The organism is Stenotrophomonas sp. HMSC10F06, assembly GCF_001807865.1.
Taxonomy (GTDB): Bacteria; Pseudomonadota; Gammaproteobacteria; order Xanthomonadales; family Xanthomonadaceae; genus Stenotrophomonas; species Stenotrophomonas bentonitica_A.
On the sequence record NZ_KV791303.1, the window covers coordinates 46,412 to 71,795 of the forward strand.

Genomic DNA, 25,384 nt, shown 5'->3' on the forward strand with positions numbered 1-25,384 from the left:
GAATCCTTGACAGCCCACCAAGACAGAAGCCATCGGGTCCGCCCGGTGGCTTTTTTCTTGTTCGCGACACGTTGAACCGGTGGCGCATTGGCGGTCCACTGCCGCCATTGGCCATCCATTCAAATAAAACGCTTGCGTCGCGCGCAGGAAACCCTGCATAATTCGCCTCCCGATTTTCGGGCTGTTAGCTCAGTTGGTAGAGCAGTTGACTCTTAATCAATAGGTCCAAGGTTCGAATCCTTGACAGCCCACCAAGACAGAAGCCACCTGGTCCGCCAGGCGGCTTTTTTCTTTTCCGGGCGTGCGTATCTGAAAGCCTCCTGAAACCGGGGTCGAACGCGACACGCAGCGTTTCCAAGCTGCGCGACAGAGCACGGATCGCAACCGGCAATCAGGTTCCACTCGACGGACCGCGCTTAGGCGCCCATCGAGGTACTCCCATCATGACTCTCCGGATCCTTGCCGCCGTGGCGTTGACCGCCTGCGCGGCCACGGCCGCCACGGCTGCCGAAACGCCCGCCCACGCATCGTTCGACCCGGTCCTGGCCGGTTATGCCACGACCGTGATCCGCAACACTCTTGCTCCCGGCGATTTCCAGCCGGCCAAGCCACTGGCCCGTGTCTCCATGCAGGACGCGCCCCAGGCCGAGGAACGCCAGGCGCTGGCGAAAGGGCCGCTGCTTCCCGGCGTGGCGCTGCCGGCGCGATAGCCGCCGATCCGCGGGGTGGGGCACGCGCTTCACCTCGTTAAGCGACATGACGACCTTCCGCTTTCCGGCCCCGCCTGCAACAATGTGCGCCTGGGCTTTCAGGCTCGCGAAAGTGGCGGAATTGGTAGACGCCCTGGATTTAGGTTCCAGTGCCGCAAGGCGTGGGGGTTCGAGTCCCCCCTTTCGCACCAGTGCAGGGCGTTTTCGCCGGCACCATGACCATGGGCACGTCCCGGATCGGGGAGACGGCCACATGCTGGGCCCTTGGCGGCCCCCGGACGTTCTCGGCCCGCGCTGGCGGCGCTGGCGTTTATCGGCGAAACTACAGGGCTGCGGCGGGCATGCGCGTCCACGACCCCGCGTCCAAAACCCGTTTCATCCATCACATCGTGCCGGGGCCCATGCCGCCGGTGGCAGGAGTCAACATGCAAGCTTCGATCGAATCCACTGGCAATCTGGAACGCCGCCTGACCTTCTCGCTGCCGGAAGACCGCCTGCAGACGCACATCAGCGGCCGTCTGGGCGAAATCGCCCGCACCACGCGCATCAAGGGCTTCCGCCCGGGCAAGGTGCCGGCCAAGGTGATCGAGCAGCGTTTCGGCCAGCAGGTCCGCAGCGAAGCCGTCGATGGCCTGCTGCGTGAGACCTTCGATGCCGCCCTGCGCGAGCATGAGCTGCGCATCGCCGGCACCCCGCGCATCGACAAGGGCGAGGGCGAGCTGTCCTTCGTGGCTACCGTCGAGCTGGTGCCGGACTTCGGCGACGTGGATGTCAGCAAGCTGACCGTGGTCCGCCACACCGCTGAAATCAACGACGCCGACATCGACCAGATGATCACCAACCTGCGCGAACAGCGCCGCAGCTGGAGCCCGGTCACCCGTGGCGCCCAGGACGGCGATCTGGTCGCGCTGGAAACCTGGTCGCAGGCCGGTGATGAGCGCCTGCCGGCCGAAGGCACCGAAAAGGGCAGCGTGATCGTGGGCCAGGGCATGATGTTCGAGCAGATCGAACAGGGCCTGGTCGGTCTGACCGCCGGTGAAGAAAAGACCCTGGACGTCGAATTCCCGGCCGATTGGCGCGTCCCGGCACTGGCCGGCAAGCAGGTCAAGGTCACCGTCAAGGCGGTGGACGTGTCCGCGCCGGTGCTGCCGGAGGTGGATGCCGAGTTCATCAAGAGCTTCGGTGTGAAGGGCGGCGACGTGGAGCAGTTCCGCAAGGACATCCGCGCCAACCTGGAGCGCGAGCTCAAGGGTGCCCTGATGAACCGCCTGCGCCGCGAAGTCGGTGAGCAGCTGATCGCCGCCTACGCCTCGGTGGAAATGCCGCCGCGCCTGGTCGAGAACGAAGCCCGCGCCATGCTGGACCAGCAGCTCGAGCAGATCCGCCGCAGTGGCCGCAACCCGGGTGACGTCCCGGCCGACGCCCACGAAGGCTTCAAGGACGCCGCCGCCAAGCGCGTGCTGGTCGGCCTGCTGGTCGGTGAAGTGGCCCGCAAGAACGACCTGCGCCTGGATCCCAAGCGCCTGAATGAAACCATGCGCCTGATCGCCTCGACCTACGAAGAGCCGGAGCAGGTCATTGAGATGTACCGCAACGACCCCCAGCTGATGAGTGGGCTGCAGAATCGTGTGATGGAAGAGCAGGTGATCGACTGGATCGCCGAGCGCGCCCAGCACACCGAAGAGAAGCTGTCGTTCCAGGACGCGATCCGCCAGTAAGCGGTCGTGTTTTACGCCCCGCGCCCCGGCGCGGGGTCGTTCCCCCCAAAATAGGTGCCTCACTAATGGACAACCGAACCACAGCCCTGAACATGGTTCCGATGGTGGTCGAACAGACCAGCCGCGGCGAGCGCGCCTATGACATCTATTCGCGCCTGTTGAAGGAGCGCCTGATCTTCCTCGTGGGCCCGATCGACGATCACATGGCCAACGTGGTGGTGGCGCAGCTGCTGTTCCTGGAAGCGGACAACCCGGAAAAGGACATCAGCATCTACATCAACTCGCCCGGTGGCGTGGTCACCGCCGGCATGGCGATCTACGACACCATGCAGTACATCAAGCCGGACGTGAGCACCATCTGCGTCGGCCAGGCGGCCTCCATGGGCGCCCTGCTGCTGGCGTCCGGCGCGGCCGGCAAGCGTTACGCGCTGCCGAATTCGCGCGTGATGATCCACCAGCCGCTGGGCGGCTTCCAGGGCCAGGCCACGGACATCGACATCCATGCCCGTGAAATCCTGACCCTGCGTTCGCGCCTGAACGAAGTGCTGGCCAAGCACACCGGCCAGTCGCTGGAGACCATCGCCCGGGATACCGAGCGTGACAACTTCAAGAGCGCGGCCGATGCGGTGGCCTACGGCCTGGTCGACCAGGTCCTGGAGCGTCGTCCGGAAGAGTCGATCCAGCCGGCATAACGTTGTACCAGGCCGGGAAACCGGCCTGTTTCCACCGGGTCGGGCGGGACTGGCGTCCTCCTGACCCTGTGCTATTCTCGAATCGAACCCCCGTTCAGTCGGGTGGGGTAACTGGGTAAGCGAAGCATGAGCGAAGACCGCCAAGGTCGTTCCACGGACACCGGCAAGATCCTCTACTGCTCTTTCTGCGGAAAGAGCCAGCATGAGGTGCGCAAGCTGATTGCGGGTCCGAGCGTGTTCATCTGCGATGAATGCGTCGAGCTGTGCAACGACATCATCCGTGAGGAGCTGGAGGAGAAGGCGCAGTCGGCCCGCAGTTCGCTGCCCAAGCCGCGCGAGATCCTCGAGGTCCTGGACCAGTACGTGATCGGGCAGAACCGCGCCAAGCGGACCCTGGCCGTGGCCGTATACAACCACTACAAGCGCATCGAGAGCCGCCAGAAGAACGACGAGGTCGAACTGGCAAAGTCGAACATCCTGCTGGTCGGTCCGACCGGTTCGGGCAAGACGCTGCTGGCCGAAACCCTGGCCCGCCTGCTCAACGTGCCGTTCACCATGGCCGACGCCACCACGCTGACCGAAGCCGGTTACGTGGGCGAGGACGTGGAGAACATCATCCAGAAGCTGCTGCAGAAGTGCGACTACGACGTCGAGAAGGCACAGCAGGGCATCGTCTACATCGATGAAATCGACAAGATCTCGCGCAAGAGCGAGAACCCGTCGATCACCCGCGATGTGTCCGGCGAAGGCGTCCAGCAGGCCCTGCTGAAGCTGATCGAAGGCACCGTGGCCAGCGTGCCGCCGCAGGGCGGTCGCAAGCATCCGCAGCAGGAATTCCTGCAGGTGGACACCAAGAACATCCTGTTCATCTGTGGCGGTGCGTTTGCCGGCCTGGACAAGGTGATCCAGCAGCGTTCCAACGACTCGGGCGGCATCGGGTTCGGTGCCAAGGTGAAGAGTTCCGAGCGCAAGCAGGAAGTGGGCAAGATCCTGGCCGAAGTCGAGCCGGAAGATCTGATCAAGTTCGGCCTGATTCCGGAGTTCGTCGGCCGCCTGCCGGTCGTGGCGACCCTGGAAGAGCTGGACGAGGCCGCCTTGGTGCGCATCCTCACCGAGCCGAAGAACGCCATCACCAAGCAGTTCAAGAAGCTGTTCGAGATGGAGCACGTCGAGCTGGAGTTCCGTCCGGACGCGCTGGCCGCTATTGCCCGCAAGGCGCTCAAGCGCAAGACCGGTGCCCGTGGCCTGCGTACGATCGTCGAATCGGTCCTGCTGGACACCATGTATGACCTGCCCTCGGCAGAGAATGTCAGCAAGGTGGTGGTGGACGAATCGGTGATCGAACACAAGTCCGAACCGTACCTGATCTACCAGACGCCACCGGCGCCTGAACAGAAGGCGGCTGGCGCTGAATAATCAGTTCAAGTAATTGAATTGAAAGAAATTTTTCAGAACAGCTTGCATCTAGAAGCCGATGGCCCCATAACGAGGCCATCGGCTTTTTTTGTATCCGGGCGAGGCGCCCGGAGGCCATCCCCACTGTTCCACTGGAGCCCACATGGCCCGTTCCCCAACTGAGACTCTCGACCTGCCGGTACTGCCGCTGCGTGACGTGGTGGTGTTCCCGCACATGGTCATTCCGCTGTTCGTCGGCCGTGACAAGTCCATGCATGCGCTGGAGCAGGCGATGGAAGCGGACAAGCGCATCCTGCTGCTCGCGCAGAAGTCCGCCGAGACGGATGATCCGTCCGCCGCCGATCTGTACCAGGTCGGCACGCTCGCCCAGGTCCTGCAGCTGCTGAAGCTGCCCGACGGCACCATCAAGGTGCTGGTCGAAGGCCTGTCGCGCGTCAACGTCACCGACGTGACCGAGCGTGATGGCTCGCTGCACGGCGTGGGCATGGAAATCGAATCGGACGAATCGCGTGAGCCGCGCGAGATCGAGGCGATCGCCCGCTCGCTGATGTCGCTGTTCGAGCAGTACGTCAAAACCAATCGCAAGCTGCCGCCGGAGCTGCTGCAGACCCTGGCCGGCATCGACGAGCCAGCGCGCCTGGCCGATACCATCGCCGCGCATATCAGCGTGCGCCTGGCCGACAAGCAGCGCCTGCTGGAAACGCTGCAGATCGGCGACCGCCTGGAAATGCTGGTCGGCCTGGTCGATGGCGAGATCGACGTGCAGCAGATGGAAAAGCGCATCCGCGGCCGCGTGAAGTCGCAGATGGAAAAGAGCCAGCGCGAGTACTACCTCAACGAGCAGATGAAGGCCATCCAGAAAGAACTGGGTGACCTGGATGACGCGCCCGGCGAGATGGACGAGCTGGCGCGCAAGATCGCCGAGGCGGGCATGCCCAAGCCGGTGGAGACCAAGGCCAAGGCCGAGCTCAACAAGCTCAAGCAGATGTCGCCGATGTCCGCCGAAGCGGCGGTCGTGCGCAATTACCTGGAGTGGCTGCTGGGCGTGCCGTGGAAGAAGCGCACCAAGGTCCGCAAGGATCTCAAGGCCGCGCAGGACACGCTGGACGCCGATCACTTCGGCCTGGACAAGGTCAAGGACCGCATCCTGGAATACCTGGCGGTGCAGTCGCGCGTGAAGCAGATGAAGGGCCCGATCCTGTGCCTGGTCGGTCCACCCGGCGTGGGCAAGACCTCGCTGGGGCAGTCCATCGCCAAGGCGACCAACCGCAAGTTCGTGCGCATGAGCCTGGGTGGCGTGCGCGACGAGGCCGAGATCCGTGGCCATCGCCGCACCTACGTCGGCTCGATGCCGGGCCGCATCGTGCAGAACCTCAACAAGGTGGGCAGCAAGAACGCGCTGTTCGTGCTCGATGAGATCGACAAGATGTCGATGGACTTCCGTGGCGATCCGTCCTCGGCGCTGCTGGAAGTGCTCGACCCGGAGCAGAACAACGCCTTCAACGATCACTACCTGGAAGTGGACCTGGACCTGTCCGAAGTGATGTTCGTGGCGACGTCCAACTCGCTCAACATCCCCGGCCCGCTGCTGGACCGCATGGAAGTGATCCGCATCCCCGGCTACACCGAGGATGAGAAGCTCAACATCGCCATGCGCTACCTGGTGCCCAAGCAGATCAAGGCCAACGGCCTGAAGCCGGAAGAGCTGGAGATCGAGGCCGATGCGATCCAGGACATCGTGCGTTACTACACGCGCGAATCCGGCGTGCGCAACCTCGAGCGCGAAGTGGCCAAGATCTGCCGCAAGGTGGTCAAGGAAATCGCGCTTGCCGGTCCCGTAGCGCCCGCCAAGGCGGCCAAGCCGGCCAAGGCCGGCAAGAAGGCCAGCGCGAAGAAGAAGGCGCTGGTGGTGGTCAACGGCAAGAACCTGGACAAGTACCTGGGGGTTCGCCGCGTCGATTTCGGGCGTGCCGAAGAGCAGAACGAAGTGGGCCTGGTCACCGGCCTGGCCTGGACCGAAGTGGGCGGCGATCTGCTGCAGATCGAATCCACCCTGGTGCCGGGCAAGGGCCAGCTGATCCTCACCGGCCAGCTGGGCAACGTGATGAAGGAATCCGCCTCGGCGGCCCTGTCGGTGGTGCGCTCGCGTGCCGAGCGGCTGGGCATCGACAATGAGTTCCTGCAGAAGCACGACGTGCACGTCCACGTGCCCGATGGCGCCACCCCCAAGGATGGCCCGAGTGCGGGTATCGCCATGGTCACCTCGCTGGTGTCCACGCTGACCAAGGTGCCGATCCGGGCCGAAGTGGCGATGACCGGCGAGATCACCCTGCGTGGTCGCGTCACCGCCATCGGCGGCCTCAAGGAGAAGCTGTTGGCGGCGCTGCGCGGCGGCATCACCACGGTCATCATTCCCGAGGAGAACCGCAAGGATCTGGCCGATATCCCCGCCAATGTCACCCGCGATCTGAAGATCGTGCCGGTGAAGTGGATCGAGGAAGTACTCGACCTGGCCCTGGAGGCCCCGCTGACCGCACCGAAGCCCAAGAAAGATGGGCAACGTGTCACGGTACGCGGCAAGTCCAAGACAGCTTCCACAACGCGCGTCAAGCACTGACGCGTCCTGTGGAAATGCCCGAAACCCGCGTCGTTATTGGCTTTTCAGCTTGCGCGGGTAGGGGGGCACTGGTATAAAAGCACCACTCGCGAGTCAGCGTACATCTGAATTCGGCGAACAGAGAACTTCACTGGCATCCGACGGCGTATCGTCGTCGGGTGTCTCAATGTTGAATCCGCGGAATCCCCGCCAAAGGAGCTGTAGAGAATGAACAAGACCGAATTGATCGACGCCGTTGCTGAAGCCGCCGACCTGACCAAGGCCGAGTCCAGCCGCGCCGTTGATGCCGTCATCGCTTCCGTCACCAAGGCCCTGAAGGGCGGTGACGCGGTGACGCTGGTGGGCTTCGGCACGTTCCAGGTCCGCGACCGCGCTGCCCGTACCGGCCGCAACCCGAAGACCGGCGACACCATCAAGATCGCTGCGTCGAAGAATCCGTCGTTCAAGGCTGGCAAAGCCCTGAAGGATGCCGTAAACTAAGCGGCTTGCTGGGGTGCTTAGCTCAGCGGTAGAGCGTCTCCTTTACACGGAGAGGGTCGGGGGTTCGAAACCCTCAGCACCCACCAGGCACTGCCAGTAAAAGTTTTGAAATGTGGAGCGGTAGTTCAGCTGGTTAGAATGCTGGCCTGTCACGCCGGAGGTCGCGGGTTCAAGTCCCGTCCGCTCCGCCAGTTTCAAGAAGGCCCCTGAGCAATCGGGGGCCTTGTTTTCTCCGCCGACGCATGTCGCGGTGAAGGCGGTAGAGCCGACCGTTGGTCGGCTGAATGAATTAAAACAAGGAGCGGTAGTTCAGCTGGTTAGAATGCTGGCCTGTCACGCCGGAGGTCGCGGGTTCAAGTCCCGTCCGCTCCGCCAATCTTTGAAGAGCCCTTGGTGAAAACCAAGGGCTTTTTTTTGTTTCCAATCCAGCAGATTGATCGGCAGCGCGGCGCACACCGTTTGCCCGCCGCGATCAGCGGGTGCGGCACCGGGCAGATCGCGCGCAGGGGCCGGCGCGGGCACTTTTGGAGCCTGCCGCGAAGCGGGTTACACTGCCGGGCTCGCCAATCAGGCCTTGATTTTTCCCATGCTGCAGAAACTTCGCGACAAGACCTCGGGCTGGATCGTTACCGTGATCCTGGGGCTGCTGATGATTCCGTTCCTGTTCGTGATCGACTCCAGCTACCTCGGTGGCGTCGGCTCGCAGAACGTGGCCAAAGTGGCCGCCCCGCCGACCTGGTGGAAGTCCGCCCCGTCGTGGTGGCCGGTCTCGTTCCTGTGGCAGCACCATGAGATCAGCTCCAACGATTTCCGCGTGCGCTTCGAGCAGGCGCGCCAGCAGGCACGCCAGGAGCAGGGCGAGGACTTCGATCCGCGCCAGTTCGAAAGCACGGAGAGCAAGCTGGCCGTGCTCGATCAGATGATCGATGAGCAGGTCGTGCGCCTGGCCGGCGAACAGTCCGGCATCGTGATCGGCGATGCCGCCGTGCGCGAGTACATCGCCTCGATCCCGGCCTTCCTCGGTGCCGACGGCAAGTTCAACCAGGACAACTACCGCATCGCGCTGGCCAGCGGCAATCCGCCGCGCACGCCGACGCAGTTCGAAGCGCTGGTGCGCGAGAGCATCCAGCAGTCGATCATTCCGTCGGCCCTGCAGCGTTCCGGGTTCACCACCCAGAGCGAAGCCGAGCGCCTGATGAAGCTGCTCGGTGAAACGCGTGACGTCGAACTGGCCGCGCTGCCGGAAACCCCGGCCGACACCGCCGAAGTGACCGAGGCACAGATCAAGCAGTGGTATGACAGCCACACCAAGGATTTCCGCCAGCCGGAAACCGTGTCGCTGGAATACGTCGAAATCAACGGCGCGAACCTGCCTGCGCCGGCGGCCGCCGACGAAGCCACGCTGCGCAAGCGCTATGACGATGAGAAGGCGCGCTTTGCCACGCCGGAACAGCGTCTGGCCTCGCACATCCTGATCACCGCCGATGGCAGCGATCCGGCCAAGCTCAAGGCGGCTGAAGAGAAGGCAACCCGCCTGGCCGCCGAAGCCAAGGCACCGGGTGCCGACTTCGCCGCACTGGCCAAGGCCAACTCCGAAGATCCCGGTTCCAAGGACACCGGTGGTGACCTGGGCTGGGTGGAACGCGGCGCGATGGTGAAGCCGTTCGAAGATGCCCTGTTCGCCATGAAGGCGGGCGAGGTGACCGGTCCGGTCAAGACCGACTTCGGTTTCCACGTGCTCAAGCTGCGCGAGACCAAGGGCGGCGAAGGCCGTTCCTTCGACGAGGTGCGTGACCAGCTGGCTGCCGAGCAGCTCAAGGCCGACACCGACCGCGTGTTCACCGAGCTGAGCGGCCGCCTGGTCGATCTGGTCTACAAGAACCCGACCTCGCTGGAAGGCCCGGCCAAGGACATGAGCCTGCCGGTGCAGACCATCGGTCCGTTCACCCGCACCACCGCCAGTGGCATCGCTGCCAACCCGGCCGTGCTGCGCGCGGCGTTCTCCGACATCCTGACCCAGGACGGCACGGTGAGCGACCCGATCGAGCTGGGTCCGAACCACAACGTGATGATCCGCGTGACCGAGCACAGCCCGGAACAGGCGCTGCCGCTGGACAAGGCCCGTGAGCAGGTCATCGCCGCGATCCATGCCGACCGCACCCGCCAGGCGTCGGAGAAGGCCGTGGATGCCGTGCTGGCCAAGCTGAAGGCCGGTCAGACCCTGCAGGCGCTGGCGACCAGCGAGAAGCTGCAGATCAGCCCGCTGCCGGGCCTGCCGCGCACCCAGCCGGTGCCGACCCCGGAAATCAACCGTGCCGTGTTCAGCGCGCCGTTGCCCGCTGAAGGCAAGGCCAGCTACGGCAAGGTCGCCGTGCAGGGCCGCTACGTGATCTACGCGGTGACCAAGGTCACCCCGGGCAACGTTGCTGAAGTGGACGCGGCCCAGCAGCAGCAGCTCAAGGAGCAGCTGAGCCAGATCGACGGCATGGCCGCCGCCAAGGCCTACGTCGAAGCGATGCGCAAGCACTTCAAGGTGCAGACCGAAGAAGCCAACCTCTAACCGGGGCGGCTTCTGCTGGACAACAAAAAGCCCGGCGATGCCGGGCTTTTTGCGTTGGGGTTGGGCGCCGCTCAGTCTTCGACGCGCAACACCGCTCCCGGCTTGAGCACACTGCTGCCACTGAGGCCATTGAGCGACAGCAGGGCCTTCAACGGCATCCCGTAACGGCGGGCGATGGTCCAGGGCGATTCGCCATCGCGCACGGTGTGGCGGCGGCTCCGCGGACGATCCGCGCTGGCCACCGTGCGGGTGGCGGCCGGCGCAGGCGCCGTACGGGCCGCCGGGCTATCCACCGGTGCGCTGGGAGCCACCGCAATGGCGGCCACGCTGGCGCTGGCATCCACCGGCGCATGCGCGGTCGGGGCCAGAACCGTCACCTGGCCGGCCGGGCGGCCCTTGCCGCTGGCCAGGGCCGGGTTGAGCCGGGCGATCCGGGCCGGATCCAGGTCGCGCTGCTGGGCCCACTGTTGGACGCTGGTGCCCGCCGGCAGGGTATGCCCCTTCAGCACGGGCACGGTGCGGTCCAGCGAGGCCATCACGGCTGGCTCGGTTTCTGCGTCTTCCAGCACGCAGGCCAGCGCGTGCAGCTTCTCGACATAGGCATAGGTGACCGGCGACAGGCCGGGCAACTCCGCCGGACGCGCGTTCTGCGCGTTCATGCCAGCCTTGCGCAGCGATTGCAGGACCCGGTACTCGCCGGCGTTGTAGGCCATGGTGGCCAGGCGCCAGTCGCCGCCGAACATGCCGTGCAGGGTCTTGAGGTAACGCACCGCGGCCTGGGTGGAATCCACCGCCGAGAGGCGGCCGTCGTAGCCCGGGGTCATCTGCACGCGGTGGTTCTTGGCGGTGGTGGCGATGAACTGCCACAGGCCGGCCGGGCCGCCGCCGTTGCGGGCGTTGGGCCGGTAGCCGCTTTCCACGAAGGGAATCAGCGCAAATTCGGTCGGCAGGTCGGATCTGCGCAGCTCTTCCACCACATAGCCGAACAGCACCAGGGCGTCATCATCCTGGTTGGCCAGGCGCGAGGGGGCATGCGCGAACTGCTTCTGCCAGCGCGGGCTGGTCGCCTCGGCGTCGCAGGTAGGTTCAGCCAGGCCATCGCGGAAGCTGGCGAAGATGTCCTGCCCGTTGCGCACCGAGGCCGGCGGCAGCGCCGCAGCGGTCAGGGGGAGGGAGGACAGGCCGGCCACGTTCTGCGACATGCCGGCGGTCAACGACTGGGCGCCCGCGCTGCCGGCCACGGCGATCGCCAGGCCCAGCGCGAGCGGCAACAATCGCCGACTCATGTTCGGAATCCGTCTTTCCAGTGTCGCAGCCCTGCGACGACATCGACTTCATCGGTAACGGGACGCCCGAGATGGGCGCTGACGGCCGCCTGGATGGCGGGGATACTGGTACGCAGGAACGGATTGCATTCCAGCTCGCTTGCCAGTGAAACCGGCAGCGTGGGCAGGTCATCGCGGCGCATGGCCAAGGCCTCCTCATGGCGCTGCGACAGCGCAGCGTTGGTGGGGTCTACATGCCGCGCGAAGACGGCATTGGACAGGGTGTACTCGTGGGCGCAACAGACCATCAGTTGCGCTGGCAGGGACGCCAGCTTCCGCAGGGATGCCAGAAGCTGGGGAGGCGTACCTTCGAACATGCGCCCACAGCCCAGGCTGAACAACGCATCGCCACTGAAAAGGTGTTCAGCGGTGTGAAACGCGATATGGCTCCGGGTGTGCCCGGGCACGGATACTACGTGGAACCCCAGCCCCAATGCCTGAACGCATTCACCTTCAGTGACCCGATGGGCGGCCACCTGGATGCGCGGTTCTTCTGGCGCGTAAACCTCCACCGCCGGAAAACGCGCCTGCAGTTCTGCAACGCCGCCGATGTGATCATCGTGGTGATGGGTCAGCAGAATGCTGTGGGGAGCCCATCCCTGCTGCGCTGCGGCAGCCAGAACGGGGTCGGCCTGGCCGGGGTCGATGACCACGGCGCGGCCGTCGTCGGCGACCAGCGCCCAGATGTAATTGTCCGCAAACGCGGGTAGGGCGGTCAGTCGCATAGAATTGGACCATGCCCCCCGCGCCGAGCCCCCGTCAAGCGACAGTCGCATCCTGGTTTGATACTGAACCGGCACAAGCCTTGTGCCGTCTGGAATCCGAGCGGTTGCGCAGCCTGCTCGCCGAGCGCCCGGTGAACCCCTGGCTGTGGGTGGCACCGACGCCCGGCTGGCTGGAGCGCGTCGAACTGCCCGGTCGCGGCCTGGGGCTGTTCCGCGACGGAGCGAGCTACGCCGGGGACGTGCACTGCGGGCTGCCGTTGCCGCTGCCGGACGAGAGCGTCAACGCGATCATCCTGCAGCACGTCACCGCGCGCGATGCCGAGCAGCTGATCGACGAGTGCGCGCGGGTGCTGATGCCGGGCGGCCGCCTGTGGTTGTCCACGCTCAACCCGTTCAGCCCGTACCGCCGGCAGTGGCGCCACCACGGACTGGTGGTGCGCAGCCCGCAGCGGCTGCGCCATACCCTCACGCAGGCCGGTCTGAGCTGCGAAGACCTGCACTACCTCGGCCCGATGTGGCGCGACCGCTCGCCGGCCCGGCGCGACCTCGCTCCACTGCGCGCGGCCTGTCTGTTCACCGCTGAAAAACGCACTCTGGCCCTGCCGGGACCGACGCCCGTGGCCCTGCCACGCTGGCACGGGACCGTGGCCACCTGATCTGGAATGGAATGAAGACGATAGAAATCCACACCGACGGTTCCTGCCTCGGCAATCCCGGCCCGGGCGGCTGGGCGGCGTTGCTGCGCTACAACGCGCACGAGCGTGAGCTGAGCGGTGGTGAAGCGCATACCACCAACAACCGCATGGAACTGATGGCGGCCATCTCGGGGCTGGAAGCGCTCACCGAGCCATGCAACATCGTGCTGTACACCGATTCGCAGTACGTACGCCAGGGCCTGACCGAGTGGATGCCCGGCTGGATCCGCAAAAACTGGAAAACCGCGGGCGGCTCGCCGGTCAAGAACCGCGAGCTGTGGGAGCGCCTGCACGCGGCCACGCTCAAGCACACCATCGACTGGCGCTGGGTCAAGGGGCATTCCGGCGATCCGGACAATGAGCGCGTGGACCAGCTGGCGCGCGACGCCGCGATCCGGATCCGTGCCGCTGGCCCGGTACACTGAGCCCATGCGTCAGATCATCCTTGATACCGAAACCACCGGCCTGGAGTGGCGGAAGGGCAACCGCATCGTCGAAATCGGCTGTGTGGAACTGCTCGAGCGCCGCCCCAGTGGCAACAACTACCACCAGTACCTCAAGCCGGACTGCGAGTTCGAGCAGGGCGCGCAGGAAGTCACCGGCCTGACCCTGGAATTCCTGGCCGACAAGCCGGACTTCGCCCAGGTCGTCGACGAATTCCTGGCCTACATCGACGGCGCCGAGCTGATCATCCACAACGCGGCGTTCGATCTAGGCTTCCTGGACAACGAGCTGTCGCTGCTTGGCGACCACTACGGCAAGATCACCGACCGCTGCACGGTGATCGATACGCTGAAGATGGCGCGTGAGCGCTTTCCCGGCCAGCGCAACTCGCTGGACGCGCTGTGCCGGCGCCTGGGCGTGGACAACGCCCACCGCCAGCTGCACGGCGGCCTGCTCGATGCCCAGATCCTGGGCGATGTGTACATCGCGCTGACCTCGGGCCAGGAAGAAATCGGCTTCGGCGCGGCCGACGACCGCAAATCCGGCAGCCCCCACGTGCAGACCTTCGACACCTCGCGCCTGCTGCCACGCCCGCGCGTGGTCGCCACCGCCTCGGAGCTGGAAGCACACGAAGCGCGCCTGGCCAAGCTGCGCAAGAAGGCCGGCCGCGCGATCTGGGATGGTGAGCCTGAAGCGGTGGAAGCCGTCAGCGCCTGAGGGCACAACCCCGGCGGTAGATCCCGACCGTTGGTCGGGATGCCTGCCTCAATGGCACCGCACCAGGATCACGGTGATGTTGTCCGAGCCGCCGCCATCCAGCGCGGCGGCGACCAGGGTATCCACGCATTCCTGCGCACTGGCATCGTCGAAGGCGAGGGTACGGGCAATGCCTTTGTCCTCGACTTCCTCGGTGAGCCCATCACTGCACAGCAGCAGCTGCATGCCCGGGCGCAGTTCACCGGTGGTGGTCGCCACATTCAGGTGCGCCGGATCGGTCACGCCCAGCGCCTGGGTCACCACATTGCGGTGCGGGTGCGCGCGTGCCTGTTCGGCGGTCAGATTGCCCTGCGCGACCAGTTCCTGGACCACGCTGTGATCCTGGCTGAGCTGGGCCAGCTTGCCGTCGCGCCACAGATACGCGCGGCTGTCGCCCACCCACGCCACCTCGTAGCGATTGCCCTGGACCCGCGCGGCCACCACCGTCGTGCCCATCGGCAGGCTGTCATTGCGGCGGCGCGAGGTGCGGATGATTTCCTCATCGGCGATCCGGATGGCATGCGCCAGCGTCGCCCCGCGGCGGATCTCGCGCACGATGGTCTCGCGCGCCAGCGCACTGGCCACCTCGCCACAGGCGTGCCCGCCCATGCCATCGGCGACCAGCCACAGCGCCAGTTCGCCATCGCCGTAATACGTATCCTCATTGAGGTCACGGCGCAGGCCGGGGTGGGTCAGGTGTCCGAATTCGATCATGAAGGCGCGTGCCGGTAAGGATTGCGGGGGATAACGGCATGATCGCGGCCCGCCGGACATCCGGCAAGGCATCCATACAGAAGAAATTCACTTCTTTGCCCGCAATGACTTGTCGCCAGCGCGTCCTACCCGTATTATTCGCGTCCCGGTTCGCCGGGACCATCTGGAGAGGTGGCAGAGCGGTTGAATGTACCTGACTCGAAATCAGGCAGGCGTTTATAGCGCCTCGGGGGTTCGAATCCCCCCCTCTCCGCCAGATAATTGAACTAAGCCCTTGAATTTCAAGGGCTTTTTTCATTTTCGGCTTGGCTGGTATGCCATCTGGTATGCCATCGGGGGCTGGCTGCTGCTGGATCCATCTGGACGGGGGCGCGTCTGCCTTGCTGGTCAGAGCGTTTGGATGCCATAGGAGCCAAGCGGGCAGGGCGCGGTCCCTCGAAGCACTTATATCGATGTGGCACACAGATGCGTTGGATCTGTGCTGCAAAGCGTGCTGTACGATCGCTTCAACTTTTCTACAAGCTCAAGACTCCCTGTTGCGATGAGGGCCATCGGCAGCAGCTGGTTATGGTGGTGATCTTGGTGCCGTAGCATCCTGATGGCCGTTCCGCAGTGATCTGCAGGTGGATGGGCTACCTCGAACGGAGATGGTTATCAAAATGCAGCCCTTGTGTGATCATGATGGTAGTGTTCGGGGGTTGCCGGTAGACCGCAGGCTTTCCCCTAGAGCTCGTACAAGGAATTACTGACCCGGATGAGTGATCTTTCCCCGGTATCGCACGGATGACGAACGAACAGCTTGCAGATCTAACCCAGCCACAACGCGACCGGCTCGCGTTTGTGGAGTTGCGCGTGCGCTTCATCGGGGAGATACGCCGTCAGGACTTGGTCACGCGGTTTGGCATCCAGTCCGCCGCCGCATCCAGGGATCTGGCGCTGTACAAGGAGTTGGCCCCGGGCAACATCGACTACGACCCCAAGGGCAAGTCCTACGTCTTGGGGCCGGACTTCCGGCCTGTATTCGACTTCCCCCCGGAGCGGGTGCTGTCGTGGCTGACTCAGGGCTTTGGCGATGGTGAGCCGATGCGGCTCAAGGCGTGGGTGGCCAGCGAGAGCCCGTCACGGCTCACGCATCCGGATCTGGATGTGCTGGCGAGCGTGACCCGGGCGATCCACCAAGAGTGTCCGCTCGGCATCGAGTACCACTCCATCTCCAGTGGCCGCACTGAGCGGGAGATCGTCCCGTTCGCGCTGATCGACAACGGCCTCCGTTGGCACGTCCGCGCCTTCGACCGGAAGTCGCAGGAGTTCCGGGATTTCGTCATCACTCGGATCAAGCGCCCGGTCCTTATGAGGGATGCAGACGTGCAGCCCCATGAGCGCAGTGATCAGGACATCCAATGGACCCGGATCGTGGAGCTGGAGATGGTGCCGCACCCGGACCAGCCCCGCCCTGAAATTACGGAGATGGATTACGGCATGGTTCGCGGGTCACTGCGGATGAAGCTGCGTGCCGCCACGGCTGGATACATCTTGCGGCAGTGGAGTGTGGACTGCTCTCCGGACCACAGTCTGCGCGGTTATGAATTCAGGCTCTGGCTGAAGGACCCGCTGGCGCTCTATGGCGTCAAGAACGCGATACTTGCGCCTGGATACAGGGTTCCCGATAGCTCCAGCACTGACACTAAAAAACTGGCGGGAATCTAAATGGGTGAATATTTTTCAACAGCAAGGACTATCGAAGTTTTCGAAGTCAAACTGCTCGTGAAGCCCAGCACCTACGACCATGAATCATCTGCTTGGTCAAATGCCGAATTGACTACATATGTACACGGTGAAGAGCACCTAACTGCGACCACAAAGATAGTTCCCGGTTCCGACAGGATGAAGGTGCTTGCATCTGATTCTAGCCGGCACGTGGCCGTGATGTGTGATTCGCAGTGGTACGAGGATCTCTACATTTTTGAGCTGCCAAGTCTTCGAAAGATTTCCAGTTTCGAGGGTGTAGAAATGATAGATGGCGCTTCGGAAGGATTCTTTTTGGAGGACTTCTTCATAGCGCTGCCTACATTTTCATTTGAAGGAGGATGTGGCGGCCTGCGAAGAGTATCACTCAAGGATGGCAATGTTGAAGTGATCCTACCTCCTAGTTTCTTTTCAGGTTTTAGAGTCTTTCTTCAGCCAGCGCGTCGCAACAGAAATGACTCTCCAGGAATAGACCTCCCGGCCCCATTTGGCCTACTCAATTTTACTTACGACAATGATTCAGGCGCGCTCGATCTCGACTATGTCGCCGGTAGGTTAAGAATATTTATTGATAGCAGTGCTGGCTCAAAAGAGCCTCGCGCTATTGAATTCATTGCGCGCAGCACTACTGAGTCATTTCAAGATTCGGAGGGTAATCGCTGGTTGATTCGGGATGATGACCGAAATAGCAACTGGTGGCTTCGAAACGGACCGCAGCGCGCGCTGGAGTTGCTCCGGATCGGCTCGGGCCGCGCCGACGCCACCTTCCGTGAAGGTCAAGAGGACGCGATTCGCCACATCGTCGAAGGGCGAGGCCGCTTGCTGGTCGTCCAGAAGACTGGATGGGGAAAAAGCTTCGTCTACTTCATTGCGACGAAGCTGCTGCGCGACGCCGGAAACGGTCCGGCGCTATTGATCTCGCCGCTGCTGGCGCTGATGCGCAATCAGATCGCCGCAGCGGAACGAATGGGCGTTCGTGCGGCCACGATCAACTCCGACAACGTCGACGACTGGACCCAAGTCGAGGCCAGGCTCGCCCGGGGCGACATCGACATCCTCTTGATCTCACCCGAGCGCCTGGCGAACGAGCGCTTCCGCACGCAGGTTCTGGCCGGCATCGCCGCACAAATCTCGATGCTGGTCATCGACGAAGCGCACTGCATCTCCGACTGGGGCCACGACTTCCGCCCCCACTATCGCCTGCTGGAGCGGATCGTTAAAACGCTGCCGCCAAACCTGCGCTTGCTCGCTACCACGGCAACGGCGAACAACCGCGTGATGGAGGACCTTGCTGCCGTGCTCGGTCCGAATCTGGACGTCTCGCGTGGCGACTTGAATCGGACTTCGCTTTCCCTGCAGACGATCCGCTTACCCAGCCAGGCCGAGCGCCTTGCCTGGCTGGCAGAGCAACTGGCCACGCTGCAGGGCCACGGCATCATCTACACGCTGACGGTTCGTGATGCCAATCAAGTGGCGCAATGGCTGAAGACCCAAGGCTTCAACGTGGAAGCCTATACCGGCGAAACCGGCGATCGCCGAGAACAGCTTGAACAGGCGCTGCTCAACAACCAAGTCAAAGCGCTGGTTGCCACAACAGCGCTAGGCATGGGCTACGACAAGCCGGATCTGGCGTTTGTCATCCACTACCAAATGCCGGGATCGGTCGTCGCCTACTACCAGCAGGTTGGTCGCGCGGGACGCGCACTGGACTCCGCCTATGGAGTACTCCTCAGCGGTCAGGAAGAGTCTGACATCACTGACTGGTTTATCCGGAGTGCCTTTCCGACCCGACAAGAAGTTGCCGATGTCCTCGGTGCGCTTGAAGACGAGCCCAACGGGCTGTCTGTGCCCGAGCTGCTGAGCCGAGTCAATCTGAGCAAAGGGCGTGTCGACAAGACGATCGCACTGCTTTCCCTCGAAGCGCCGGCACCCATTGCCAAACAAGGCAGCAAGTGGCAGCTAACGGCGGCAACGCTGAGTGAAGCGTTCTGGGATCGAGCGGAACGCCTTACCGCGCTACGGCGAGACGAGCACCAGCAGATGCAGGACTACGTCAGCCTGCCGTTTGGTGAGCACATGGGCTTTTTGATTGCTGCGCTCGACGGCGATCCAAGTGTTGTCACAGAACCTGCCTTACCGCCATTGCCTGCAACCGTGGATACCGAGCTGGTCAAAGCCGCCGTCGAATTTCTTTGTCGCACAAGTCTGCCCATCGAGCCTCGCAAAAAATGGCCCGATGGTGGAATGCCCCAGTACGGCGTCAAGGGATTCATCGCCCCTGCCCACCAGGCCGAATCCGGCAAAGCCCTCTGCGTCTGGGGTGATGCCGGTTGGGGCGGCTTGGTTCGACAGGGTAAGTACCACGACGGCCACTTTTCCGATGACCTCGTTGCTGCGTGCGTGAAGATGATTCAAGAGTGGAATCCGCAGCCGAGCCCGACCTGGGTGACCTGCGTTCCTTCGCTTCGGCATCCCCAATTGGTGCCGAATTTCGCGCAGCGCTTGGCTGCTGCGCTGGGTCTCCCGTTTCATATGGTCATCGCAAAAACAGACGCGCGGCCCGAACAGAAAACGATGGCAAACAGTACACAACAGGCGCGCAACATTGATGGTTCGCTCGCACTCAACGGCCAACCCATTCCTCCCGGCCCGGTCCTCCTGGTGGATGACATGGTCGACTCGCGCTGGACGCTGACGGTGTCTGCATGGCTGCTGCGCAAAAGCGGTAGTGGTGCAGTTTGGCCGATGGCCCTTTCACAGACGGGGCACAACGAATGACGCCAGTCCTCTCACCCAATACACAGGCGATCCTGCTGCTGACGGCGCCGCTCATTGCCGGACGAGGCACTGCGTCATCGGATCTGCTCTCGCCAGGTGAATACAAACGTCTCGCGCGTCATTTGCGCGAGATCCAGCGTCAGCCTGCGGATCTTATCTCACCGGATGCAGCTGAAATCTTGCGCGCGTGCCAGCCGGTGATTGACGTGGGCCGCCTGCAGAAATTGCTGGGGCGCGGATTCCTGCTGAGCCAAGTGATCGAGCGCTGGCAAGCCCGCGCCATCTGGGTCGTCAGCCGCGCCGACGCCGAGTATCCGCGCCGTCTGAAGGCCCGCCTTCGTGAAGATGCGCCAGCGGTGCTCTACGGCTGTGGCGACATGGCTTTGCTCGAAACCGGCGGGCTTGCCGTCGTTGGATCGCGCCATGTGGACGACGCCCTCATCGACTACACCATGGCAGTTGGCCGGCTCGCTGCGCGGGCAGGCAGAACACTTGTCTCCGGTGGCGCCAAGGGCATCGATCAGGCCGCCATGCGAGGTGCGCTTGAGGGAGGTGGAAAAGTTTGTGGCGTTCTGGCGGACAGTCTGGAAAAGACCACCATGAACCGCGAGCACCGCAACCTGCTGCTCGATGGGCAACTGGTCCTGATTTCGCCCTACGACCCGAGTGCCGGGTTCAATGTCGGCAACGCCATGCAGCGGAACAAGCTGATCTATGCCCTGGCAGACACCTCACTGGTGGTCAGTTCCGACCTCAACAAAGGTGGCACTTGGGCGGGCGCTGTCGAGCAGCTCGACAAACTCAAGTTCGTCCCGGTCTTCATTCGATCGACGGGCGAGTCTTCAGCCGGATTAGATGGTTTGCGAAAGAAAGGCGCACTTCCCTGGCCGAACCCGCAAGACGTGGATTCGTTCGAGGACGTGTTCAACGTGGCGATGCCCACGCCGACGGCATCCCCACAGGTTGGTTTTGCGCTGTTTTCAAACGAAGAACCAACGTCGGCTGACGCCAAGCCAACGGCGCCCGTGCCACCCGACACCGCGCCAGCGCCCCAGGCCGCGAGTGAGCCATCGGCACCGGTCGACGTTGTTTCCGATGCGCAGCCACCCGCTGAGGCATTGGAAGAACCGCCGCCAGTCACGCCAGAGGCCGTGGCGCCTATAGACGAGGCCAAGAAATCTCCGCAGCCGGAATCGACCCCTGCCGAAGCGCTCTTCGCTGCCGTGCGCGCTGCGATTCAGCAACTCTTGAGTGCGCCGATGAAGGACGCCGAAGTAGCAGCGGCGCTGGACGTTTCCAATGCGCAGGCCAAGGCGTGGTTGCAGCGCCTGGTTGACGAAGGCGTACTAGAAAAACAGAAGAAACCTGCGGGCTACATCGTCAAGCAAAAGCGGCTGTTCGAGTAACCGATGAAGACCAAACAAGAACACAAGCCGCAGTGCGACGGCATTGATATAGAAGGGCTATTCGTTTGAGCGACCAACAAATCACCCTCAGCCAACTCGAAGGTCACCTCTGGGAATCCGCCAACATTCTGCGTGGCCCGGTGGATGCGGCTGATTTCAAGACCTACATCTTCCCGCTGCTGTTCTTTAAACGAATCTGCGATGTCTGGGACGAGGAATACCAGGAGATTGTCGACGAGACTGGCGACGAGCAACTAGCCTGGTTTCCGGAGTCGCACCGCTTCCAGATCCCGGAAGACTGTCACTGGAACGACGTTCGCACCAAGGCCAGCAATGTCGGGGCGGCCCTTCAGCGCGCGATGCGCGAGATTGAGAAAGCCAACCCCGACACCCTGTACGGCGTGTTCGGTGATGCCCAGTGGTCGAACAAGGATCGGCTGTCTGACGCCCTGCTCAAGGACCTGATCGAGCACTTCTCCAAGCTGCCGTTTGGCAATAAGAACGTCAACTCGGATCTGCTTGGCGACGCCTACGAATACCTGATCAAGAAGTTTGCCGACGCCACCAACAAGAAGGCCGGGGAGTTCTACACCCCGCGCAGCGTCGTGCGGCTGATGATCGACATGCTCGATCCCCAAGAAGCCGAGACCATTTACGACCCGGCCTGCGGTACCGGCGGCATGTTGCTGGCCGCTGTGCAGCACGTGCGCCAGACCCACGGTGACGTCAAGCGTCTGTGGGGCAAGCTCTATGGCCAGGAAAAAAACCTGACCACCTCCTCTATTGCTCGCATGAACCTGTTCCTCCACGGCATTGAGGACTTCCACGTGGTGCGTGGTGACACTCTGCGCAGCCCGGCCTTCTTCGATGGTGACCGCCTGGCCACCTTCGACTGTGTGATTGCCAATCCGCCGTTCTCGCTTGAAAAGTGGGGCGAGGATCTCTGGGTCAACGATCCCTTCGGTCGCAATTTCGCTGGCCTGCCGCCGTCATCCAGCGGTGACTTCGCGTGGGTGCAGCACATGGTCAAGTCGATGGCCGACGTCAGCGGCCGGATGGCCGTGGTGCTGCCCCAGGGCGCCTTGTTCCGCAAAGGTGTGGAAGGCAGCATCCGCCAGAAGCTGCTGGAGATGGATCTGGTTGAGGCCGTGATCGGCTTGGCGCCCAACCTGTTCTACGGCACCGGCCTGGCCGCGTGCATCCTGGTCTTGCGCAAGCGCAAGCCGGCCACGCACAAGAAAAAGGTGCTGATCGCCGATGCGTCACGCCTGTTCCGCCGAGGCCGCGCGCAAAACTATCTGGAGCCCGAGCACGCCGCCGAGATCCTCGGCTGGTATCGCGGCTTTACCGATGTGCAGGACGCCGCAGGGGTGGTCAGCCTCGACGAGATCAAGGCCGAAGACTGGACGCTGAACATTTCGCGCTATGTCCTGCCGCCATTGCAGGAAGACATCCCAGCGCTGCCCGATGCTATCGCGGCATTCAAGGACGCGCTCACCCGCTGCCGTGAAGCCGAAGAGCGACTCGCGCAGGTCATGACTGAAGGGGGATGGCTCAAGTGACCAAACCCGCGCATCACCTCACGGATGACATCCTCGCCGCTCTCATGGCGCGCTACGAAACCGATCGCCTTGTCGTTTCAACCGCCTATGACGATGGGGGCACCGACTCCTTGAGAAGCCGGCTGGAGGGCGGGCTGCTCAATCAGATGGAGAGCGGGGACGCCATGGCCGCGCGCTACGCCATCTGGGCCAATACTGTCCGCGACAACATCATCACCGGCATGAATGCATTGAAGGCTGGCAAGTCGGACGAGGGCTATCGGCACCTGATTCACGCGGCTAACAGTTTGTCCGCTTTCTCGGACGCTCAGGCCTACCTTGATCCGCTCAATATGGGGAAGCGCGCATGAGCCGCATCAGCCAACAAGAACTCGAAAGCTATCTCTGGGGCGCTGCCGTGCTGCTGCGCGGCCTCATCGACGCCGGCGACTACAAGCAGTTCATCTTCCCGCTGCTGTTCTACAAGCGCGTCTCGGACGTTTGGGATGAGGAATACCAGGCGGCGCTCGCCAACTCGAAGGGCGACCTCTCCTACGCCCAGTTCGCCGAGAATCACCGCTTCCAGATCCCCCAAGGTGCTCACTGGACCGATGTGCGTCAGACGCCGAAGAACGTCGGCGCAGCTATCCAGAAAGCCATGCGCGCTATCGAGACTGCCAACCCGGATCTGCTCGATGGCATCTTCGGCGATGCACCCTGGACCAACCGCGAGCGCCTGCCCGACGAAACGCTGAAGAACCTGATCGAGCACTTCTCCACCCAGACGCTGTCGGTGGTCAACGTGCCCGAGGACGAGTTGGGCAACGCCTACGAGTACCTGATCAAGAAGTTCGCGGACGATTCCGGCCACACGGCGGCCGAGTTCTACACCAACCGCACCGTTGTGCACCTGATGACGCAACTGCTGGCTCCTCAGGCAGGCGAGTCGATCTACGACCCTACCTGCGGTACCGGTGGCATGTTGATCTCGGCGCTGGACGAAGTGAAGCGCTCGGGCGGCGAGTACCGCACGCTCAAGCTCTACGGGCAGGAGCGCAACCTCATTACCTCATCCATCGCTCGCATGAACTTGTTCCTGCACGGCGTGGAGGACTTCGAGATCATCCGGGGTGACACCCTGGCCGAACCCAAGCACATCGAAGGCGACCGCCTGCGCCAGTTCGACGTGATCCTGGCCAACCCGCCGTACTCCATCAAGCAGTGGAACCGCGAGGCCTGGAGCAGTGACAAGTGGGGCCGCAACTCCCTGGGTACGCCGCCGCAGGGCCGGGCCGACTACGCCTTCCAGCAGCACATCCTGACCAGCCTCACCGCCAAGGGGCGTAGTGCCGTGCTTTGGCCGCACGGCGTGCTGTTCCGTAACGAAGAACAGGCCATGCGCGCCAAGATGGTCGAGCAAGACTGGGTGGAGGCGGTCATCGGCCTGGGTCCCAACCTCTTCTACAACTCCCCGATGGAGTCGTGCATCGTCATCTGCAACCGCAAGAAAACGGCTGCGCGCAAGGGTAAGGTGATCTTCATCGACGCGGTGAACGAGGTGACCCGCGAGCGCGCGCAGAGTTTTCTGAAGCCCGAGCATCAACAGCGCATCCTGACCGCCTACAAGACCTTTGCGGACGTGCCCGGTTTCGCCAAGGTGGCCACTCTGGCCGAAATCGGCGCCAATGCCGGCAACCTGTCGATCCCTCTGTACGTGAAGCGCATTGCCGCCGCCATCGCCACCGACAGCAATGGTGACGCGGTATCGCTGCGCTCTGCCTGGGGCCAATGGCAAACCGATGGCCGAGCGTTCTGGCAACAGATGGACGCACTGTTGGAAACGCTGGATGGACTGATTACGGAGGACATCGAGCGTGTCTGACAAGAACAATAAAACCCTGAAGCCCGGCTGGCGCCGGGTGAAATTCGGCGACGTGGTGCGCCTCTCGAAAGCACGCAGCCAAGATCCGCTGGCCGATGGCATTGAACGCTACGTCGGTCTGGAACATCTCGAACCAGGTGACTTGCGCATCCGCAGCTGGGGCAGCGTCGCTGACGGCGTGACCTTCACCAGCGTGTTTCAACCGGGGCAGGTGCTGTTCGGCAAGCGACGCGCTTACCAACGCAAGGTGGCTGTGGCGGATTTCTCTGGGGTGTGTTCCGGGGACATCTACGTGCTGGAGACCAAGGATGCACAGGTCTTGCTGCCGGAGCTGCTGCCCTTCATTTGCCAGACCGATGCCTTTTTTGATCACGCGGTGGGCACATCGGCAGGCTCCTTGAGTCCTCGCACGAACTGGACGAGCTTGGCCGACTTTGAGTTTTCGCTCCCGTCAGTCGAAGATCAGCGCGCGATTCTTGAGCTTCTAAAGGCAGCGGAAGCGTGCGCAATAGCGTATGAGGAGGCAAAGCATTCACACGAGCAGATACTCGCGTCCTTTATACAAGAATCATTTTCGAGCTTTGATGAGCAGCATGAGCACCGGCCATGCAAAGACCTGATGGACAAGATCACGGTGGGAATCGTGGTCAAACCAGCCGATCTTTATGTTGCCGCTGGGAAAGGTGTGCGCGCACTTAGGTCTCTGAACGTCTTACCGGGGCGCTTTGTGCTGGATGAGGTAGTCGAGATCAGCGTGGAAGGCCACGCATCGCACCAGAAGTCGGCGTTGAGCGCTGGAGACATCGTAATCGTCAGAACTGGTCGGCCCGGCGATGCTGCCGTTGTTACGCCTGAATTGGCAGATACAAACTGCATTGACCTTATTCTCGCCAAGCCAGGGCCATCGATAAGCGCGGACTATGTGGTCGCCTTTCTCAACTCACAGTTCGGGCGTCGGATTTTTTCATCGGGAACAACAGGGACTGCACAGCAGCACTTCAACGTCGGCGAGTTCTCAAAACTCAAGCTACCGGTTCCGCCGATTGAAGTGCAGCGTGAATTTGTTTCGAGGCTTTCTCAGCTAAGAACGCCGGGCCAAGCACTTTTTGAGCGACTTCGAGAAGCGCGTAGGACGAAGGCAATGGTGCTTTCGTCATCGATCTGTGGAGCATGACTTCT

20 protein-coding genes and 6 tRNA genes are annotated in these 25,384 nt (G+C 62.9%); 23 read left to right on the forward strand and 3 right to left on the reverse strand.

Features of this window, described 5'->3' with window-relative positions; all coding sequences use genetic code 11:
• Nucleotides 1-178 precede the first annotated feature (178 nt).
• The 12 genes from HMPREF3113_RS15305 (at nucleotide 179) to HMPREF3113_RS15360 (ending at nucleotide 10,193) form a co-directional block, all read left to right on the forward strand.
• Nucleotides 179-254 (forward strand) — tRNA-Lys (locus tag HMPREF3113_RS15305).
• A gap of 189 nt (nucleotides 255-443) precedes the next feature.
• On the forward strand, nucleotides 444-710 hold the full coding sequence (locus HMPREF3113_RS15310) for a hypothetical protein (protein WP_139146385.1): 267 nt from the start codon (nucleotides 444-446) through the stop codon (nucleotides 708-710).
• 106 nt (nucleotides 711-816) lie between these two features.
• Nucleotides 817-901, forward strand: a tRNA-Leu gene (locus tag HMPREF3113_RS15315).
• A gap of 234 nt (nucleotides 902-1,135) precedes the next feature.
• Nucleotides 1,136-2,428, forward strand: a complete 1,293-nt coding sequence (gene tig / locus HMPREF3113_RS15320; RefSeq protein WP_019185805.1) for a trigger factor — start codon at nucleotides 1,136-1,138, stop codon at nucleotides 2,426-2,428.
• Between the two features lie 65 nt (nucleotides 2,429-2,493).
• Complete coding sequence (gene clpP / locus HMPREF3113_RS15325; RefSeq protein WP_019185804.1) at nucleotides 2,494-3,120, forward strand: ATP-dependent Clp endopeptidase proteolytic subunit ClpP; 627 nt, start codon at nucleotides 2,494-2,496, stop codon at nucleotides 3,118-3,120.
• Nucleotides 3,121-3,246: 126 nt separating this feature from the next.
• Nucleotides 3,247-4,536: an ATP-dependent Clp protease ATP-binding subunit ClpX gene (gene clpX, locus HMPREF3113_RS15330; RefSeq protein ID WP_019185803.1), complete on the forward strand. Its 1,290-nt coding sequence runs from the start codon at nucleotides 3,247-3,249 to the stop codon at nucleotides 4,534-4,536.
• A 142-nt stretch (nucleotides 4,537-4,678) separates the two neighbouring features.
• On the forward strand, nucleotides 4,679-7,153 hold the full coding sequence (lon, locus tag HMPREF3113_RS15335; protein WP_019185802.1) for an endopeptidase La: 2,475 nt from the start codon (nucleotides 4,679-4,681) through the stop codon (nucleotides 7,151-7,153).
• A 207-nt stretch (nucleotides 7,154-7,360) separates the two neighbouring features.
• The gene (locus tag HMPREF3113_RS15340; RefSeq protein ID WP_019185801.1) at nucleotides 7,361-7,633 is read left to right on the forward strand and encodes an HU family DNA-binding protein; all 273 of its coding nucleotides are present in this window, start codon (nucleotides 7,361-7,363) and stop codon (nucleotides 7,631-7,633) included.
• An 11-nt stretch (nucleotides 7,634-7,644) separates the two neighbouring features.
• Nucleotides 7,645-7,719, forward strand: a tRNA-Val gene (locus HMPREF3113_RS15345).
• A gap of 28 nt (nucleotides 7,720-7,747) precedes the next feature.
• Nucleotides 7,748-7,824 (forward strand) — tRNA-Asp (locus HMPREF3113_RS15350).
• 107 nt (nucleotides 7,825-7,931) lie between these two features.
• Nucleotides 7,932-8,008, forward strand: a tRNA-Asp gene (locus HMPREF3113_RS15355).
• A 211-nt stretch (nucleotides 8,009-8,219) separates the two neighbouring features.
• Nucleotides 8,220-10,193: a peptidyl-prolyl cis-trans isomerase gene (locus HMPREF3113_RS15360; RefSeq protein WP_070473765.1), complete on the forward strand. Its 1,974-nt coding sequence runs from the start codon at nucleotides 8,220-8,222 to the stop codon at nucleotides 10,191-10,193.
• A gap of 71 nt (nucleotides 10,194-10,264) precedes the next feature.
• Here the strand turns inward: HMPREF3113_RS15360 and HMPREF3113_RS15365 are convergent, their stop codons facing one another.
• Both HMPREF3113_RS15365 and gloB read right to left on the reverse strand, forming a co-directional pair.
• Complete coding sequence (locus HMPREF3113_RS15365) at nucleotides 10,265-11,479, reverse strand: lytic transglycosylase domain-containing protein (RefSeq protein WP_070426718.1); 1,215 nt, start codon at nucleotides 11,477-11,479, stop codon at nucleotides 10,265-10,267.
• The gene (gloB, locus tag HMPREF3113_RS15370; protein WP_070473767.1) at nucleotides 11,476-12,243 is read right to left on the reverse strand and encodes a hydroxyacylglutathione hydrolase; all 768 of its coding nucleotides are present in this window, start codon (nucleotides 12,241-12,243) and stop codon (nucleotides 11,476-11,478) included. The genes HMPREF3113_RS15365 and gloB overlap by 4 nt, the downstream gene beginning before the upstream one ends.
• An 11-nt stretch (nucleotides 12,244-12,254) precedes the next feature.
• Between gloB and HMPREF3113_RS15375 the strand changes: the two genes are divergently transcribed.
• From HMPREF3113_RS15375 to dnaQ, 3 genes are read left to right on the forward strand one after another with little or no spacing between them, the layout of a single operon-like run.
• Entirely contained in the window at nucleotides 12,255-12,899 is a 645-nt protein-coding gene (locus HMPREF3113_RS15375; RefSeq protein WP_019185796.1) for a methyltransferase domain-containing protein, read from the forward strand.
• An 11-nt stretch (nucleotides 12,900-12,910) separates the two neighbouring features.
• Entirely contained in the window at nucleotides 12,911-13,363 is a 453-nt protein-coding gene (rnhA, locus tag HMPREF3113_RS15380; RefSeq protein WP_019185795.1) for a ribonuclease HI, read from the forward strand.
• A 4-nt stretch (nucleotides 13,364-13,367) separates the two neighbouring features.
• Complete coding sequence (dnaQ, locus tag HMPREF3113_RS15385; RefSeq protein ID WP_070473769.1) at nucleotides 13,368-14,099, forward strand: DNA polymerase III subunit epsilon; 732 nt, start codon at nucleotides 13,368-13,370, stop codon at nucleotides 14,097-14,099.
• 48 nt (nucleotides 14,100-14,147) lie between these two features.
• On the opposite strand, the gene HMPREF3113_RS15390 is transcribed toward dnaQ, so the two are convergent.
• On the reverse strand, nucleotides 14,148-14,852 hold the full coding sequence (locus tag HMPREF3113_RS15390; protein WP_019185793.1) for a PP2C family protein-serine/threonine phosphatase: 705 nt from the start codon (nucleotides 14,850-14,852) through the stop codon (nucleotides 14,148-14,150).
• A gap of 165 nt (nucleotides 14,853-15,017) precedes the next feature.
• On the opposite strand from HMPREF3113_RS15390, the gene HMPREF3113_RS15395 reads away from it, so the two are divergent.
• The 8 genes from HMPREF3113_RS15395 to HMPREF3113_RS15430 all read left to right on the forward strand — a co-directional run bounded on the left by HMPREF3113_RS15395 (nucleotide 15,018) and on the right by HMPREF3113_RS15430 (nucleotide 25,379).
• Nucleotides 15,018-15,108, forward strand: a tRNA-Ser gene (locus tag HMPREF3113_RS15395).
• Nucleotides 15,109-15,635: 527 nt separating this feature from the next.
• The gene (locus tag HMPREF3113_RS15400) at nucleotides 15,636-16,559 is read left to right on the forward strand and encodes a helix-turn-helix transcriptional regulator (RefSeq protein WP_070473771.1); all 924 of its coding nucleotides are present in this window, start codon (nucleotides 15,636-15,638) and stop codon (nucleotides 16,557-16,559) included.
• Nucleotides 16,560-19,376 carry a RecQ family ATP-dependent DNA helicase gene (locus tag HMPREF3113_RS15405; RefSeq protein ID WP_254665306.1) on the forward strand — a complete coding sequence of 939 codons (2,817 nt, stop codon included), beginning with the start codon at nucleotides 16,560-16,562 and terminating at the stop codon, nucleotides 19,374-19,376.
• On the forward strand, nucleotides 19,373-20,782 hold the full coding sequence (locus HMPREF3113_RS15410; protein WP_070473773.1) for a DNA-processing protein DprA: 1,410 nt from the start codon (nucleotides 19,373-19,375) through the stop codon (nucleotides 20,780-20,782). The genes HMPREF3113_RS15405 and HMPREF3113_RS15410 overlap by 4 nt, the downstream gene beginning before the upstream one ends.
• A 65-nt stretch (nucleotides 20,783-20,847) precedes the next feature.
• Nucleotides 20,848-22,344 (forward strand): type I restriction-modification system subunit M, encoded by a 1,497-nt coding sequence (locus HMPREF3113_RS15415; protein ID WP_070473775.1) that lies wholly within the window; start codon nucleotides 20,848-20,850, stop codon nucleotides 22,342-22,344.
• A complete protein-coding gene (locus HMPREF3113_RS15420; protein ID WP_053461475.1) occupies nucleotides 22,332-22,694 on the forward strand; it encodes a hypothetical protein in 363 nt (120 codons plus the stop codon). Before HMPREF3113_RS15415 ends, HMPREF3113_RS15420 begins: the two co-directional genes overlap by 13 nt.
• Nucleotides 22,691-24,205, forward strand: a complete 1,515-nt coding sequence (locus HMPREF3113_RS15425) for a type I restriction-modification system subunit M (protein WP_070473777.1) — start codon at nucleotides 22,691-22,693, stop codon at nucleotides 24,203-24,205. Before HMPREF3113_RS15420 ends, HMPREF3113_RS15425 begins: the two co-directional genes overlap by 4 nt.
• Nucleotides 24,198-25,379 carry a restriction endonuclease subunit S gene (locus tag HMPREF3113_RS15430; protein WP_139146386.1) on the forward strand — a complete coding sequence of 394 codons (1,182 nt, stop codon included), beginning with the start codon at nucleotides 24,198-24,200 and terminating at the stop codon, nucleotides 25,377-25,379. Before HMPREF3113_RS15425 ends, HMPREF3113_RS15430 begins: the two co-directional genes overlap by 8 nt.
• The last annotated feature ends 5 nt before the right edge of the window (nucleotides 25,380-25,384 follow it).